The sequence below is a fragment of the Longimicrobium sp. genome, assembly GCF_036399255.1.
GTDB lineage: Bacteria > Gemmatimonadota > Gemmatimonadetes > Longimicrobiales > Longimicrobiaceae > Longimicrobium.
Window position 1 is genome coordinate 163,050 of the sequence record NZ_DASWNM010000173.1, and the last position, 14,907, is coordinate 177,956.

Genomic DNA, 14,907 nt, shown 5'->3' on the forward strand with positions numbered 1-14,907 from the left:
GTGTGCGCGATTGGCATCGAACACGTCTTCCCGAGGAAATCCCCATGAGTGGCAACAGACTTGTCCGGCAGGCCCACCGGTGGGTGTCCATTGCCTTCACGGTGACCGTCATCGCCAACTTCGTCGCCCTGGCGCAGGCAGGTGGAGGGACGCCTCCGCCTTGGGTGACCTACGCGCCGCTGCTTCCGCTCGCATTGCTCCTGTTCAGCGGCCTGTACCTGTTCGCGCTGCCATACGCGTCCCGGTGGCGCGGCGGGCGACGCACCGGCTGAACGGCCGTCGGCGAGCACCTGCCCAAGGCTGATCGAGCGGCTGGTGGACGCCGCAGTCAAGGTCGCTGAGTGCGAAGCCATCGAATCAGAGCGAGTACCGGTGCGTCGTTCTCATTCTCGGGAATCACCGGTTCTTCATCGGCATTGATTGCGACCATATCAGGATCATGTATCCCGATCTGCCAAGCCTCACGCACGTGCACCTCCCGTTTAAGCACGTAGCCCGGCAACAAGGATTTGAAAGATCCTCCTTCTGACCCCAACGCGGGTGCGAGCGCGTACTCACCTGTCTGCTGGAAGGCGTCTAGGAAATTTTCTAGATTCACGCCTGTCGTAGCATCAACCCGCAGATGGCGGTAGATCAGGAAAACGCGGGTTTCGTCATCCGTCGTACGTTGGGCGTTTACGCCAAGAACGATTCGGTATGCATGAGGATCAGTTCGATCAATCCCGCGCACGATCACGACACGTAGTCGTTCCTGTGTGTCACGAGTTCCCAATTCCTCACGCCACTGCAGAAAGATCTGCTCTGGTGGCGTCGCGTGCCTGAAGAGCAGTCCGAGCACGGGAAGGCCCAGTTCTTCAAGATCCCACATGTACACGGCACCGTACCACCCTGCTTTGTTCCAGAGCGCTTCGCGTATCAGCGATACCGTTTCCATCTGTGTGTGCTTTATCCGCTCAGGATCCCAGAAACCCGGATCGAGCTCAGGCCGGCTTTCCACGGACTCTGCCGGTTTCGCAGCGTTTCGCGGATCTGCATTCCCATGCTGTGCGTTCCATGGTTCGGTCCGGAGAAGGCGGTACTCGCGTGAGTCTGAGCGCGTCCACGACGACATATTCGTACGAGGTTCATGCCCCAGCACGTTGCCTAGTGTGACCAAGCTTGTTGTATACCGAATCGCGCGCTCCAGAGCGTTCTCGTCTCGGAGTAGCCGCCTCAGAACCCGTTCGGGGTCCGCAACGTAGAACACCCGCGCGAAGATATTGATCAGGAGATCGGCCATTGCTTGGCCGATCGCGTCTTGGGTTGCCAGAGGTAGCACGTGCGGATTCAATGATGCGCATCGAACTTCCACGTGCGGCTTTCCTGCGTGGTCTGCCAATTCGAAGCTGAAGGGAGTTTCCGTGAACTGTCCCTGACGGACGTTGACGACCAGCGTCGGTTCGCGTGCGATCACGTTCTCGTGGATCGCAGTTGAGAACAAGCTCTCCACTGCTGCCAGGAGTGATTCAGACAACGCGACACAGTAGGGCGCATTCTCGGTTTGCACATCGATTCGACAGCCGAGCACACGGGAGGTCAGCGTCACCGTTCGCCCGTCTCCGAGCCTGGGCGAGTCGGGTACATCGTGCGCTGCTGGTTGGCGAAGCCACAGCCTGAAGAAGTCGCTCAGCGTTTCTCCTTCCGGAACTTGTGCGACAAACTCTTTAGGCAGGTCTTCGTCGTAACCGAGGGCGTAGAGCAGGGCGATGGCTGCAAAATGAAGTTCAGCGCTGTCCAATACGTCGGGAAGCCGAGCCATCGCTTTGAGCTGCCAGAGATCGGCCCTGAGAATCAGCATGCCGAGAATAAGTGCAAACCGCATCTCAAGATCAAAGTCATCCTCAGGACTGCCTGACCGGCCGGTAATGTTTTTCCGGATCACACGATCGAGTTCGTGCCATGCCAGAACGTGGGGAATACGGCCGAGCTTTAGTTCTAGCCACTTCAGCCTCCGATAGCACGCCGCCTGGAGCAGGCTGAACTCGGAGTAGGTCCAGAAGTCGTTGGTAGCCACGGACGCGGCATACAGCACCGTACCCCGTGCTGCCCAAAGTAAGCCTGTCCGTTCATAAGCGGCGCCGCAGAGGTACAGCGCCTGTACGAACTCATCCCGGCTTTCATGCTTTTGCAAGCGGCGGAGTACACGTCCCAAGGTGCGTATCGCTTCGTAAGGGCGGTTAGTGTCCAACTGTTGTGCCCCGCGCTTGAGTAACATCCGCGCACCTTTGAGTTCACCCTCACGTGTGGAAGCAACCTCAACGACCAACTCGAAGAGTTCCTCGTACGCGGCATTGCCATCGAGGACTTCCCCAAATTCTGTGAGCATCTCCACCACCGGCTCAAGTGGATAGCCTACAAGTCCTTCCGCCTCACGGACTACCTTGCCCAACTCTCGCAGCACCGGCTCCACATCTTGAGTTCCCGAGGTGACAAGCCGCATCTGAAGGAGCAGTGTTCGCGCATGCAGTGTGATGCTGGGCCGGCCTTCCTCCTTGCTCAGCCGCTGCAGTGCGGACGTGAGGATCTGTGCGTGCTGCGGGACGGCCGCCTCGCTCTTCGCGAGTTGGCCGGACCGCGCGGCGGTGTAGAGCACATTCCAGAGGTTGAGCAGGAGTTCAAGATCATGTGAGTTGCGACTGTTCTTCCCCCGCTCTTCGGCATCCATGTACCACTTCAGGAAGAGAGGGTAGTCCTCATACCAGAAGTAGGCAGTCCACGCCCAGAGATAGGCGCTTCTCAACCGCTGGTGATCCGTACCCGCGCGCGCCGCGATCCTTTCAGCTCGCGCCAATTGGCCCTCTACCTCAATCCGGGGCCGCTCCAGATTGCGCGTGAGGACTACTGCATCCAGGCAGTCCTCTACCATTGGCGGTCCGAGGCGTTCTTCTTGTAGTGCTGCCGCAATTCGTTGTTCGAGTTCCTCCAGATCGTGTTCTCGCTCGGCGTCGCGTGGCCCCTTCCGTACTTCTGGCTTCTTCGAAACCGCAATCCTGAGGGCATCAATCGCCAACCCCTCTAGCTTCTCGCCGAACACCCGGTCTAGGATCCACGTACGGTCCAAGATGCGCACATCCAGTTTGTGCTTTTTACGGAGTTCGTCTTCTACCTGAGCGCGCGCCCTATCACGCACTGACTGGTTGGTGACGAAGAAAGCCTTTGTATATCCACGCTCAGTCTTTGCGATTTTGTCAACATCGGAGCGTAGTTTCGGACGCCAGTCTTTCTTTGCACTGAAAGCGAACGCCCACCGCTCAGAGGCAGCCGCCCGCCCGATACCTACATGCCAGCCCAGGGAGAGCGTGTCCGCGACTGGATAAGTTTCGGCGTCGACGTGGCTATCACCGCCCCCCGTTGGACCGGTCTGCGGCAAGAGGTTGGGGCAGATCGTTCGCTCCGCGAGTCGCCTTGCGAAATGTTCGAACTCCGTTTCTTGCCCGCGGCTCGTGAGAGTTTCCAAGTGGAACTCAAGGAGGGCGCGGTCGAGAATCGGCGTCTCGTCGGCTACGCTGTCCGAGAACTGTTCAGGCCGACGAGTTTTCAGGAACTCGCGAGGTGAAAAAACATTCGTCGCTGCATCCGGACGCGCTGTGGTGTTGGGTTGCATCCAAGTGCCGATGAAAACGGTGACAGAACGGTAGCTCACGCCGATCAGGGAACAGTTTCGCAAATATAGATCATTTGCCCCGCCCCGGCAGAATCTGCCGGGGCGGTGGTTTCTTCCCGCCGGATGAACGTTGGCTTACAATTACGGACTGCTATCTGAGCGGCAGCGGCTCAGGCTGGCCACCCACAGGGCGGCAAGGGCGGCGTCTACGTGCTGGACGAGCCACCAGCGGCCTGCACCTGGCCGACGTCGAGAACCTGCTGGGGCTGCCGGCAAGTCGGTCATCGTCATCGAGCACTACCAGGGGGTGGCGCACGCCGACTGGATCATCAACCCGGGTCCCGGCCGCCGGCCATGACGGCGGGCGCATCGTGTTCGAGGGCACCCCAGCCGACCTGGTGGCGGCGCGCTCAACGCTTACCGGCGAGCACCTGGCGGTGTACGTGGGCGGCGGTGCGGAGGCTGTGGCGTCACGCTGAGCGGGCGTGTTGCCGACCCGCTCTTCCCCTGCCAGGATTCCGGACGAGCAGGTCGCCGCGCTCACCGCGTGGCGCGTAAGCGTCGGTCCTGGAGTTCCGGCTGGGGCGGGCTGAATGTCGCCGGAATGCTGGACAAAACCCCTCAACAACGTGGGCGCGTCATGGCCAAACACCGGATCTTTACGACGAGTGTCGCGAGCGTCTATCCGCACTACGTCACAAAGGCGGAGAAGAAAGGCCGTACGAAATCAGAGGTCGATGAAATCTTCCGCTGGCTGACCGGGTACAGCCAGGAGGCGTTGGAAGCGCACCTGGGCAAACGGACGGACTTTGAAACCTTCTTCGCAGACGCTCCGGAGATGAATCCTGCGCGGGCTCTGATCAAGGGTGTGGTTTGCGGCGTCCGAGTGGAAGACATCGAGGAACCGACCATGCGGGAAATCCGCTATCTCGACAAGCTGATCGACGAGTTGGCGAAGGGCAAAGCGATGGGAAAGATTCTGCGGACCCCGTAGCTGCGTGCAGGCTGGATCTTCCAGGCGGCGAGGGCTGTCCGTACCCGGTGAGGACGCGGACAGCACCCACTTTCCGCAGCGTGCCGCACCGGATCGCAGGGTCACCCCGGGTGGATAGCGGCAAGTCCGTGATCGTCATCGAACACCACCAGGCCGTCATGGCGCACGCCGACTGGATCATCGACCCGGGCCCCTGGCGCCGGCCACGACGGCGGCCGCATCGTCTTCGAGGGCACTCCGGCCGACCTGGTGGCCGCCCGCTCCACGCTGACCGGCCAGCACCGCGCGGCCTACGTCGGCGGCTGACGTCCGGAGGCTGCCGCGTCTCGCTAATTGAATCCTTCTCTTGGCGGAATCGAGAGGCGATCTGACCTGCTGCGCGAAATCGTGGAAGACTTGAAAGACACGGTAGAAACCGAGAGTTCCTGAATGCTTCCGTGTAGCGAAATGACGGCACTTTACCAAACCGAAAAATGCCCGAGATATCCCAATGATTCCTATGGAAACCGAGAAAGAAGTGGTGCACTCGCTCGACGAGTTCCTGCGGCGGGCAACGGATATCGCATCAGCACCCGGAGAGTGGCTGTTTCGGGGTCACAAAGATCGCAGTTGGCCCCTGCGTCCTGGGATAGCCCGCGTGACTCCCTTGAATGGCTCGTTGGAGCTTACCGAGCGGCGATTGTTGTTTGAGTTCAAACGCGTTGCTCGCCCATACGTGCTGCAGCCGGCCGTATCGGATTGGGATTTTCTCGCCCTAGCTCAGCACCACGGAATCCCTACGCGCCTTCTTGACTGGACCTCAAATCCAATGGCTGCATTGTATTTTGCCATTGAAGAGGAATGGCCGCATCGTTCCGTTGTATGGTGCTATCGCTGTGACCGGGCCCCAGTCGCAGAAGAGGTCGATCCGCTTACCGTACAGAAGATCGGGTTCTTTCGACCACCTCACATAAGTCCGCGAATTTCCGGGCAGGCCGGCTACTTCACAGTTCACCCAGCGCCGTTTAACGACTTGAAGGCGCGTGGCGATTCGGATGAGACACTTAAGCAGTTGATCATTCGCCGCCGAGATCGACCCAAGTTCCGGCGCGAGTTGGATCGTATCGGGGTCAACCGAGCATCATTATTTCCGGACATTGACGGAATCGCTCAGTATCTCAAGTGGGCAAACTGTCGAATGCACGATGAGGTAGACCGCCGCTCCACATTTGAAGATTTCGAGGAATCCATATAGCTCGTTCGCTCGATTGCGAGGACATCGTCACCGAGCACCACCAAGCCGTGATGGCGCGCGCCGACTGCATGATCGGCCCGAACTCCGGCGCCGGCCACGACGGCGGCCGCATCGTGTTCGAAGGCACTCCCGCCGGCCTGGTGGCGGCGCGGTCCACGTTCACCGGCGAGCACCTGCGGCGTACGTGGGCACGTGACCGAGGGTCTCGCTCGCCAGGCAAAGGAACGCCGCTGACCCGGTGCAGAATTTGCCGTCGAAGAAGCGGTCGGTTGTCGAATGTTCTCGCGCTCCGGAACCCTTCACTTCAGGTTCGCACGATGATTGGGCAGCGATCTCTGTTCGGCTTGAGGCGCTGGTCCGCGCTCGTCGCGATTGTTGGTATGCTCAGTGGCGGTGGCTGTGTGGTGGCCGGTGTTTACAGGGCGCCCGGTGGTGAAGGACACGACCTGCCAGAGACACCCTCCGCGGCTCGCACAGCGAGCACCGGCGCGGGCCATGGTCAGGCGGGCGGGGTCATTCCGCTGACGGGCTGCTCGCCGGCGGCACTCCAGCTCATCAACCTGGTGAACGCGTATCGTGCGGAAAACGGACTGCCAGCCATCTCGGTGTCGCCCTCGCTGTGCACCGTCGCCGCCACGCACACGCGCGACCTGGCGGAGCATGCGCCGCACGCGCAACCGGGCTGCAACCTCCACAGCTGGAGTGATCGGGGAGACTGGACGCACTGCTGCTACACTCCCGATCATACCCAGGCGGCATGCATGTGGAACAAGCCGCGCGAACTCACCGGATACCGTGGCAACGGGTTCGAAAACGCGGCCGCGGGAGTCGCCACTCCCGACGACGCGTTGCGGAGTTGGAAGTCGAGCCCCGCGCACAACGCGGTGATCCTGAGCCGTGACATCTGGGGGGATCAACCCTGGCGCGCGATCGGCGCTGACGTGCACGCGGGGTTCGCGGTGCTGTGGTTTGGCGAAGAGGCCGATCCGGCGCAATGAGTGATCCTGAAGGCCTGGCAATGATTCTTGTTGCGGGGCCTTCGTGTGCTTGGCGCCGGCCACGACGGCGGCCGCGTCGTGTTCGAGGGCACGCCCGCCGAGTTCATGGCGGCGAGGTCGACGCTGACGGGGAGCACTTGGCGGCGTTTGTCGGCGGCGTTTGTCGGCGGCGGCCGGGCGGAGGTGGTCGCGTCGGGCTGAACGAACACTGGCGTTTCTCCCGACGGCGCCTCGAATGCGCCTGACCGCCGTAAGAACGCGGGACTGTCCAGACGATGGAGCGCCGCACCACGTTGCAGGTGCGATTGTTTTGCGCTATTTGTTTAGCTAGCGTTTCCACTCACTCACTGCGAGGATCGCATGAAGAAGCTACGCCTGGAACTCAACGCGCTGAAGGTGGAGTCGTTCTCCACGAGAGATGAAGCGAACGGACGGGGTACCGTGGAGGGACGGGAGTGGTCGGAGGAGTGGAATTCCAATTGCTGCCCACAAAGCGCTAGCGTGCCAGTGGCATGCGTGTGCGCCAGCGCCGAAGAGGGAAGCACCTGCGAAACCACGTGCAACCCGAACGACTGCATGACGTGTGATGGTCACCGGTTGTGCGGCTGAGCGAACCGCGAAGCCGCGACTTGCCTGAGATCTGCTGACCGATAATCCGCCTTGGGTTGCGCAGCGGGGTGGCACCGTCGAAGTTTCCGGCCCACCCTGCAACCCCCGATACGCCCGTGCGCCGCTCGCTTCTCCTGCTGCCCCTGTCCGTCCTGGTCCTCTCCGCGGGAGAGGCCGTGGCCCAGGCCGCGCCCGTCCCGCACCCGGTGGTCCTCACCGTACCCCCGGCGAAGCCCGAGGACGTGGCGTCCATCGACGCCATCATGGCCGCGCTCTACGACGTGATCTCCGGGCCCGCGGGACAGGCCCGCGACTGGAACCGCATGCGCTCCCTCTTCATCCCGGGCGGGCGCCTGATGCCCACCGCTGTCCGTCCCGACGGCTCGGTGGTGACGCGCATCATGGAGCCGAACGACTACATCGCGACCTCCGGGCCCATGCTGGAACGGTCGGGGTTCAGCGAGCGCGAGATTGCGCGCCGGGTGGAGCAGTACGGCCACATCGCCCACGTCTTCAGCACCTACGAGGGGCGGATGGAGACGGAACCCACGGTGATCCGCGGCATCAACAGCATCCAGCTGCTGAACGACGGGACCCGCTGGTGGGTCGTCTCCGTCTACTGGGAGGCGGAGCGCCCCGACAACCCGCTCCCGGCGCAATACCTCCCGGCGCCCTGATCGGCTAGCGCACAGGACGAGCACGGCCCCTGCCCCCCTTCTCAGGGCGCAGGGGCCGTGTGCTTCAGCGCGCCATGGCCCGCTGCTTCGCCATGATCGAGCATCACCAGCCCGTGATGGCGCACGCCGGCTGGATCATCGACCCGGGCCGGGCACTGCCCACGACGGCGGCCGCGTCGTGTTCGAAGGCACGCCGGCCGGCCTGGTCCGCGCTCCACGCTCACCGGCGAGCAAGACCCTGCATCGCAACCTGATGCAGGGCCGCCGTCTCTGCCGGCCCAACCGTGCAGTCTGACACCAATCTTGCTACGTGGTGCGCCCCACACTCCAGGCGCCCACAGAGACGAGGGACAGCATGACCGGCACTCCCCAGAAAACCCCCGCTGCGCAGAAGGCCGGCGGCAGGGACGAGCACCAGTCGCAGATCGAGGTCTGGACCGGCTACACGCATTACCTGCTGGCGGCGGACGGTCTCCTGCGTCTGACCGACGCGGTCTGCAGGAAAAAGCTCGATGAGGTGGCCTTCATCAGGGTCAGCGCGGTCATCGCGGCGGCGCACGCGGCGCTCAAGGGGATGAACGAGCAGCTGATCAAGGGCATCGAGAACATGAAGGAGGGCAAGGCTCCCGACTTTACCTTCGAACCTTCACCGATTCCTGACTGGTCCGCGGATTCCGAAACCAGCCTCTTCGCGGGAGCGTGGGAAGCCATCAAGGCGGTACTGGAGAGGATGCTGGACGCGACCAGCCCCTCCAGCGTGATGGGGGTAGCCATCGCGGGCGTCATCCACAGCGGCGACGACATCGTCAAGGCTCTGGAGCCGGCGTTCGGCTGAGCAGTATCCGCATCGGTACGGGAGAGGCTACGGGGCTGGGACCCGGGAAAGCCGGTGATCGTGACCGAGCACCACCAGGCGGTGATGGCCCACGCCGGCTGGATCATCGACCCGGGCCCCTGGCGCCGGCCACGACGGCCGCCGCATCATCTTCGAGGGCACCCCGGCCGACCTGTTGGCCAGGGTGCGACCATTGCTGAACTAAAGAAACACGCGAAACGATGGATGATCTGGAAGAACGGATACCCGCATCGCGTGCGAGCCCGGCGGCGCGGTAGCGGGCGTAGCGCGCCGCGAGACGGTCGCGATCCGTGACGTCGGTCAGGTACGTGATCTCCCACTCCCCCTCCCCGATCCGCTTGTCCCGATAGCCCGCCTGCCCGGGTCATCCGTTCGCGCGTTCAGCGTACGTGAAGACGAACACGCATGGAGAAAGCACAGCGGTGGTGGTGGCGAGACCGGCGGGACGCCCGCCGGTGCCGGGCTACTGCATCAGGCGCCGGAGGGTGGCCGCCTGGCCGTACCGCCTTCTCTCCTGGGCCTGGATCGTGAGTGCGTTGGCGCGCTCCAGGCTCACCACAAGCTCGTGAAAGCGCCGCGCATCGTCCTCGCGCTCAAAGCGCAGCTGGTTGCCCCCGGCGTGGCGCACGCGCGGGTCCACGCGCACCAGGAAGCGGTGCAGCTGCTGCATCGCTTCCGCCAGGCGGAGCTCCTCGGGGAGGTGGCGTGCAAAGTCGCTCGGCAGGAGGGCGCGGATCTCCTCCGCGGGCAGCCCCGACTCCCGCGCCAGCGCCGCGGTGCGCTCCGCCATCCAGGCATCGGAACCCTTCTCGAGCTCCGCGAACGCCGCGGCGCGCCCGTCGACGAACGCGGCCACCGCGGGGTACTCGCGCGCGTTGGCCTGAAAGGCCGCCGTCTTCCACGCGGCGGGCTGCGTGTAGCCAGTGATGCCGTGGCGCTTCATGACGGCGCGCCCCCACAGGGCGCGGTCCATCAGAAGCCGGTTGGCCGCCCACAGCCGCTTGGCCCGCGCGGAGGTGGGCACCGGCCAGCGGGTGCTGTCGGGGGGAGGAGCGTTGGCGGTGTCCGCGAGCCACGCGTCCACCACCAGCGTGTGCTCCCGCTCCCGCTTCATCTCGGCTTCCTCCGTCGCGCCCTGGTCCACCGCGCCCGACAACCTGTACAGGAAGCTCCCCGCGAACGCGAAAATCGCCGCCACGAGCACCCATCCCGCGGCGGTCCCCCATCCGCGGCCGGTGCGCCACCAGGGGCGCTCCGGCGGCGCAGGCGCGCGGGGCGCCGCCGGTTGGGGTAAATACGCCGCAACGGGCGCGGGAGCCATGCTGGCGCCGCACGCCGGGCATGTCCGTGAGCGGGCGGGCACGGCGGCGCCGCACTCGTGGCAGGCAGTCAGTGACATCGGTCGGGAGGGCGGGCCCAAAGGCGGGGGAGAGGGCGGAGCGATCCGCGTCACGTCAAGATAAACACATGGAACCGCGCGGCAACCATCCCGCGGCACGTACAGATCCAGGCTCCCGTCCCGCGGCGCGGCCGGCCGCGGCAGCGCCGGAGGCCAGTTGACGTAAACGCCATCATGCGCGTAGGTTACTCCACACATACAGGGCGGGGACGACCCCGTCTCTTCCCTATGCACGTGGGGACGGCCCCACACCAGACTCACAGGCGAGTCATGGCGTGGGGCATTTTGCTTCTCGCTGGGGCGGATCGTTCCGCGCCAGGGCTCTTCTTGTCTGGAGGACAGTAATGGAGAAGCACCCGTCCGGAATCAAACCGGAGTCGTGGCTCGTCTCGGCGGGGCGCGCGTCCGGGCCCGGCGCTCCGCTGAACGTGCCGCTGGTCCCCGCGTCCAACTTCATCCTCGGCAGCGAGCGCGCCTACTCGCGCGACGACGGCACGCCGACGTGGGACGCGCTCGAAGACGTCGTGGGCGGGCTGGAGGGCGGCAGGGCCGTGGCCTTCGCCTCGGGGATGGCCGCCATGGCCTCGGTGTTCGACCAGCTTTCGGCGGGCGCCGTGGTGGTGCTGCCGGATGACTGCTACCAGGGCGTCGCGGGGCTGGCCGCCGCGGGCGCCGAGCGGGGGCGCTGGTCGGTGCAGCGCGTGGCGGTGGACGACACGGCCGGCTGGATTCGCGCGTGCGCCGCGGCTGACCTGGTCTGGCTGGAGTCGCCCTCGAACCCGCTGCTGGCCGTGGCGGACCTGGAGGCGATCTGCGCGGCGCCGCGCAAGCCGGGGGCGATCGTCGCGGTGGACAACACCTTTGCCACGCCCCTGAACCAGCAGCCGCTGGAGTTCGGCGCCACGGTTTCGCTGCAGTCGGCGACCAAGTTCATCGGCGGGCACTCCGACCTGCTGGCCGGGGTCGCCACGACGCGGGACGATGCGTTGTGGCACGCGCTGCGGAGGTCTCGCGAGCTGAATGGCGCCACACCGGGCACGCTCGAAGCCTGGCTCGCCGTCCGCGGCGCGCGGACGCTCGCGGTTCGGCTGCAGCGGGCGCAGCAGACGGCCCTGGTGCTCGCGGAGCGGCTCGAGGCGCATCCACTGGTCGCCCGCGTCCGGTACCCCGGCCTGCCCTCGCATCCGACGTACGCAACCGCCCGGCGCGTGCTCAAGGGCTTCGGCACCATCATCTCGTTCGATCTGCGAGGCGGGGCCGAGTTCGCCGACGCGGTGTGCCGGAACGTCGGGCTCATCCGCCACGCGACCAGCCTGGGCGCCGTGGAATCGACCATGGAGCGAAGGGCCTCGATCCCGGGACAGGGGCACCTTCCGCCCTCGCTCCTGCGGTTCAGCGTGGGGATCGAGGATGCCGAAGACCTGTGGGCCGACCTGGACTCGGCGATCCGCTCCTCCGCGGCGTAGCTGGCGGCGGCGCGGAGAAGGGTGAAATCTACCAGATCAGGCAAAACTGTCATTCTGAGTCTGAGAGGGTGTTGCTAAACCTCAAATCCATAACGAAGCGGTGACTTCCTGAGAGGGTGTTGCCAAACCTCTCAGCGTGATTGACTTCCTGAGGGAGGCGCCACCCCGTAACTCGCTTGTACGCTGCACCTTGGCGCCGACCGAAGGACCTCGCCGGCAAAACGACGGGGCTGGTCCCGCTGGATGAAGCCGGCCCCGCCTCGCCGGAGAGCAGGTCCTTCGGTCGCGCGCAGGCGGTGGTGTGGAATCAGGTTACACGTGGTGCGCTCCCTCAGGAAGTCAGCGCTTTTTTGTGATTTTGGGGGGGTAGCAACACCCTGACCGGAAGTCAATCACGCTGGGAGGTTTGGCAACACGAGGGAGGCGCTGCCCAGTGCTCTCCTACCGGCCTGGAGTGTGGGGCCGACCGAAGAATCTCTATCTGGACGGCAGGATCTTTCCGCTACGCAGGGTTCCCGGGCTCTGCCCGGGAAAGGGTGCAGCGCGAGGGGAGGGAGATTCTTCGGTCGCGCCAACGAACTCCGCGGTTGTCCCGGGAACTCGGGGCGGGCGCTCCCTCAGAATGACAGGTGTTTTTCCGGATTCCGTATGACGAGGGCCGCATCTCGTGCCGCGCCGGATCAGCCGGCGCGCGACGCCGCGAGCGGGGCGGGTTCGGCCAGCACGCCGTCCAACTGGCCCATCGCCGACCGCAGCCCCTCCTCCATCCCCATCTCCACCAGCTGCCGCATCGCCTCCACGCTGGGGAAGCGGGTCACGCTCATGACGCGCGAGCCGGTGTCGGTGGGCTCGAAGGTGAAGACCATCCGCATGGACGGCATGGCGTCGTTCGGGGTGCCGTCCTCGTTGGCGAAGCCGTCCTCCACCTCGAACCCGCGCCCTGGCTCCACCGCCAGAAAGCGCCACCAGCCGCGCGACACGGAGCCGTCCGGTCCGGTCATGTGGTACGCGGAGCGGCCGCCGGGCTCCAGGTCGTGGCGGGTGAAGGTGGCGGGGTACGTCTCCGGCCCCCAGAACCGCTCCAGCTGCCGCGGGTCGGCGTACGCCTGCCACAGGCGCTCCACCGGTACGGGATAGTCGCCGACGACGGTAAGGGTGAGCGCGTTGGCGTCGGAGGACACGGAGGTGATGGGCATGGCTTACTCCTGGGTTCGGGTGTCGGTGAAGAGTGCGTCCAGCTGGCTGAAGCGGGCCTTCCACAGCGCCTCCAGCCTTGCGAGCAGCTCGCTGGCCTGCGCGATGCGCTCCGGGTTGCCGCGGACGATGCGCTCGCGCCCCTGCGCCTGCTTGGTCACCAGCCCGGCGTCTTCCAAGACGGCGACGTGCTTCTGCACCGCGGCAAAGGACATGTCGTAGCGGGCCGCGAGCGCGGAGACGGACGCCTGCTCGCCCGCCATGACGCGCGCAACGATGTCCCGCCGCGTCGCGTCGGCGAGGGCGTGGAAGACGCGGTCGATCTCCGCGTCGCTGAGCGGGTGACGTACAACCATGTGGTTGTATTTAACCGCGGGATGCGCCGAGCGCAAGCGTCTTTCGCGGCGGCACGCCCCCGTGCTCGACGAACCGGCCGCCGGCCCCTAACTTCGCGGCGGCATCCGCCTCGGCACCCGGATTTCCCGGGCAGCGGGGGCAGGATGGAGTGGATGTCGAAATCCGCCGTGCTCGTTCGACGCATGGTTGAGCCACCCGACAATCATCAACAGGAAACACCCATGAAGATCACCGTCGAGACCGTCGTGAAGGCCGCACCGGGCAAGGTGTGGGATGCCTGGAACACCCCGGATGACATCAAGCAGTGGAACACCGCGCACGAGAGCTGGCACACCACCCGGAGCGAGGTCGATCTGCGTGAAGGCGGGACCTTCGTCTCGCGGATGGAGGCGAAGGACGGCAGCGAGGGCTTCGACTTCGGGGGCACCTACACCCGCGTGGTGCCGGGGCAGGCGATCGAATACCGGATGAGCGACGGACGCGAGGTCACGGTCGAGTTCGCCGAAGCCCCCGGCGGCGTGCTGGTCAGGGAAACGTTCGACGCGGAGAACGAGTTCCCGGCCGAGGCCCAGCGCCAGGGGTGGCAGGCCATCTTGGACAACTTCGGCCGCTACGTGGAGGCCAGGGGCTGAGCCGCCCGTCCGGCGCGTGTGCCGGGTGCGGGGCCGCTTGCCGTCGTCATCCGCCGGCGGGCGGCTGCCAGAGCTCTACCTTGTTCCCTTCGGGATCGATGACCCAGGCGAACGTTCCGTACTCGGAATCGTCGATCTTGTCGAGAACGTTGCAGCCTTCTTCGCGTAGCACCTGGACGAGGGCGTGCAGATCATCGACCCGGTAATTGACCATGAACGGCGCGGTGCCGGGCGCAAACGGGTCGCTTTCGGCCGGACCGATGGACCAGGCGGTCGTTCCGGCGACCGGCTTGCCTTCACCGTCGGTCCAGGTGAACGCCGCGCCGCCCCATGGCTGCACGTCGATCCCGAGGTGCCGCCTGTACCAGTCCTGCAGTGCCGGAGCGTCCTTGGCTTTGAAGAAGATGCCGCCGATGCCGGTGACTCGCTTCATGGAACCTTCGGGAAAGGGGTGGAGGGAGGGAGTGTATGTTTGCGCGGCCTGACGACTGCGTTCACCGGCTTGGCCGGCGTCAGCGCCTGGTCCCATATCGAACGTGAACCAGCCCGTTTTCGAACCTGCGTTCATCCAGAAGCTCCAGCTTCACGGAAACCTTGCCGGCAGGCCATCCGTGCACCCTCGTTTCTCGATCCGTCCCTGGAAAACTGTCCGTGAATCCGGCCAAGAGTAAAGGTCGTCGACCTCGACGATACCCTCGGCCTTGCTGAGAGCGTGTTCAAGAATCCGACGCTGCGCATCCAGGCAGATCCACCAGCGCTGTCATTCCGAGGCCCGGCCACGCCGTAGCCTGCTTTCACACCAGAGGTTGCAGGGCCGAGGAATCCCCTGTCGGATTGCTGGAGGGCAG

The 14,907-nt window shown here is 64.9% G+C and carries 13 protein-coding genes and 4 pseudogenes; 12 read left to right on the plus strand and 5 right to left on the minus strand.

Features of this window, described 5'->3' with window-relative positions:
• Positions 1–44: 44 nt before the first annotated feature.
• Positions 45–272, plus strand: coding sequence for a hypothetical protein (locus tag VGC13_RS33050; protein ID WP_331129633.1), 228 nt, complete (start codon positions 45–47; stop codon positions 270–272).
• 56 nt (positions 273–328) lie between these two features.
• On the opposite strand, the gene VGC13_RS33055 is transcribed toward VGC13_RS33050, so the two are convergent.
• Positions 329–3,682, minus strand: a complete 3,354-nt coding sequence (locus VGC13_RS33055; RefSeq protein WP_331129634.1) for a hypothetical protein — start codon at positions 3,680–3,682, stop codon at positions 329–331.
• Positions 3,683–3,800: 118 nt separating this feature from the next.
• Between VGC13_RS33055 and VGC13_RS33570 the strand changes: the two are divergent.
• The 9 genes and pseudogenes from VGC13_RS33570 to VGC13_RS33085 form a co-directional block, all read left to right on the plus strand.
• Positions 3,801–4,122 (plus strand): annotated as a pseudogene (locus tag VGC13_RS33570) (excinuclease ABC subunit UvrA); the annotation flags it as partial.
• Between the two features lie 161 nt (positions 4,123–4,283).
• Positions 4,284–4,637: a DUF2200 domain-containing protein gene (locus VGC13_RS33060; RefSeq protein ID WP_349264275.1), complete on the plus strand. Its 354-nt coding sequence runs from the start codon at positions 4,284–4,286 to the stop codon at positions 4,635–4,637.
• Between the two features lie 110 nt (positions 4,638–4,747).
• Positions 4,748–4,943: pseudogene (locus VGC13_RS33575) on the plus strand (hypothetical protein); the annotation flags it as partial.
• A 184-nt stretch (positions 4,944–5,127) separates the two neighbouring features.
• A complete protein-coding gene (locus VGC13_RS33065) occupies positions 5,128–5,871 on the plus strand; it encodes an FRG domain-containing protein (RefSeq protein ID WP_331129636.1) in 744 nt (247 codons plus the stop codon).
• A gap of 380 nt (positions 5,872–6,251) precedes the next feature.
• Complete coding sequence (locus tag VGC13_RS33070; RefSeq protein WP_349264276.1) at positions 6,252–6,869, plus strand: CAP domain-containing protein; 618 nt, start codon at positions 6,252–6,254, stop codon at positions 6,867–6,869.
• Positions 6,870–6,920: 51 nt separating this feature from the next.
• Positions 6,921–7,114: pseudogene (locus VGC13_RS33075) on the plus strand (hypothetical protein); the annotation flags it as partial.
• Positions 7,115–7,594: 480 nt separating this feature from the next.
• Positions 7,595–8,155: a hypothetical protein gene (locus VGC13_RS33080; RefSeq protein ID WP_331129639.1), complete on the plus strand. Its 561-nt coding sequence runs from the start codon at positions 7,595–7,597 to the stop codon at positions 8,153–8,155.
• A 92-nt stretch (positions 8,156–8,247) separates the two neighbouring features.
• Positions 8,248–8,450 (plus strand): annotated as a pseudogene (locus tag VGC13_RS33580) (hypothetical protein); the annotation flags it as partial.
• Between the two features lie 60 nt (positions 8,451–8,510).
• Entirely contained in the window at positions 8,511–8,990 is a 480-nt protein-coding gene (locus VGC13_RS33085; protein WP_331129640.1) for a hypothetical protein, read from the plus strand.
• 484 nt (positions 8,991–9,474) lie between these two features.
• Here VGC13_RS33085 and VGC13_RS33090 read toward each other — a convergent pair whose 3' ends face one another.
• Positions 9,475–10,209 (minus strand): hypothetical protein, encoded by a 735-nt coding sequence (locus VGC13_RS33090; protein WP_331129641.1) that lies wholly within the window; start codon positions 10,207–10,209, stop codon positions 9,475–9,477.
• Positions 10,210–10,754: 545 nt separating this feature from the next.
• On the opposite strand from VGC13_RS33090, the gene VGC13_RS33095 reads away from it, so the two are divergent.
• Positions 10,755–11,876: a trans-sulfuration enzyme family protein gene (locus VGC13_RS33095; RefSeq protein WP_331129642.1), complete on the plus strand. Its 1,122-nt coding sequence runs from the start codon at positions 10,755–10,757 to the stop codon at positions 11,874–11,876.
• A gap of 680 nt (positions 11,877–12,556) precedes the next feature.
• On the opposite strand, the gene VGC13_RS33100 is transcribed toward VGC13_RS33095, so the two are convergent.
• Together VGC13_RS33100 and VGC13_RS33105 are read right to left on the minus strand one after the other, a co-directional pair.
• On the minus strand, positions 12,557–13,072 hold the full coding sequence (locus VGC13_RS33100; RefSeq protein ID WP_331129643.1) for an SRPBCC domain-containing protein: 516 nt from the start codon (positions 13,070–13,072) through the stop codon (positions 12,557–12,559).
• Positions 13,073–13,075: 3 nt separating this feature from the next.
• Entirely contained in the window at positions 13,076–13,426 is a 351-nt protein-coding gene (locus VGC13_RS33105; protein ID WP_331129644.1) for a metalloregulator ArsR/SmtB family transcription factor, read from the minus strand.
• A gap of 222 nt (positions 13,427–13,648) precedes the next feature.
• On the opposite strand from VGC13_RS33105, the gene VGC13_RS33110 reads away from it, so the two are divergent.
• On the plus strand, positions 13,649–14,059 hold the full coding sequence (locus VGC13_RS33110) for an SRPBCC family protein (RefSeq protein ID WP_331129645.1): 411 nt from the start codon (positions 13,649–13,651) through the stop codon (positions 14,057–14,059).
• Between the two features lie 46 nt (positions 14,060–14,105).
• Here VGC13_RS33110 and VGC13_RS33115 read toward each other — a convergent pair whose 3' ends face one another.
• Positions 14,106–14,492: a VOC family protein gene (locus VGC13_RS33115; protein ID WP_331129646.1), complete on the minus strand. Its 387-nt coding sequence runs from the start codon at positions 14,490–14,492 to the stop codon at positions 14,106–14,108.
• Positions 14,493–14,907: the final 415 nt, after the last annotated feature.

Bases quoted from the DNA above. Each gene is read 5' to 3' on its own strand.
- VGC13_RS33060 (WP_349264275.1), top strand. From the start codon at position 4,284: ATGGCCAAACACCGGATCTTTACGACGAGTGTCGCGAGCGTCTATCCG.
- VGC13_RS33110 (WP_331129645.1), top strand. From the start codon at position 13,649: ATGAAGATCACCGTCGAGACCGTCGTGAAGGCCGCACCGGGCAAGGTG.
- VGC13_RS33105 (WP_331129644.1), bottom strand. From the start codon at position 13,426: ATGGTTGTACGTCACCCGCTCAGCGACGCGGAGATCGACCGCGTCTTC.
- VGC13_RS33070 (WP_349264276.1), top strand. From the start codon at position 6,252: ATGCTCAGTGGCGGTGGCTGTGTGGTGGCCGGTGTTTACAGGGCGCCC.
- VGC13_RS33100 (WP_331129643.1), bottom strand. From the start codon at position 13,072: ATGCCCATCACCTCCGTGTCCTCCGACGCCAACGCGCTCACCCTTACC.
- VGC13_RS33115 (WP_331129646.1), bottom strand. From the start codon at position 14,492: ATGAAGCGAGTCACCGGCATCGGCGGCATCTTCTTCAAAGCCAAGGAC.
- VGC13_RS33065 (WP_331129636.1), top strand. From the start codon at position 5,128: ATGATTCCTATGGAAACCGAGAAAGAAGTGGTGCACTCGCTCGACGAG.
- VGC13_RS33085 (WP_331129640.1), top strand. From the start codon at position 8,511: ATGACCGGCACTCCCCAGAAAACCCCCGCTGCGCAGAAGGCCGGCGGC.
- VGC13_RS33050 (WP_331129633.1), top strand. From the start codon at position 45: ATGAGTGGCAACAGACTTGTCCGGCAGGCCCACCGGTGGGTGTCCATT.
- VGC13_RS33095 (WP_331129642.1), top strand. From the start codon at position 10,755: ATGGAGAAGCACCCGTCCGGAATCAAACCGGAGTCGTGGCTCGTCTCG.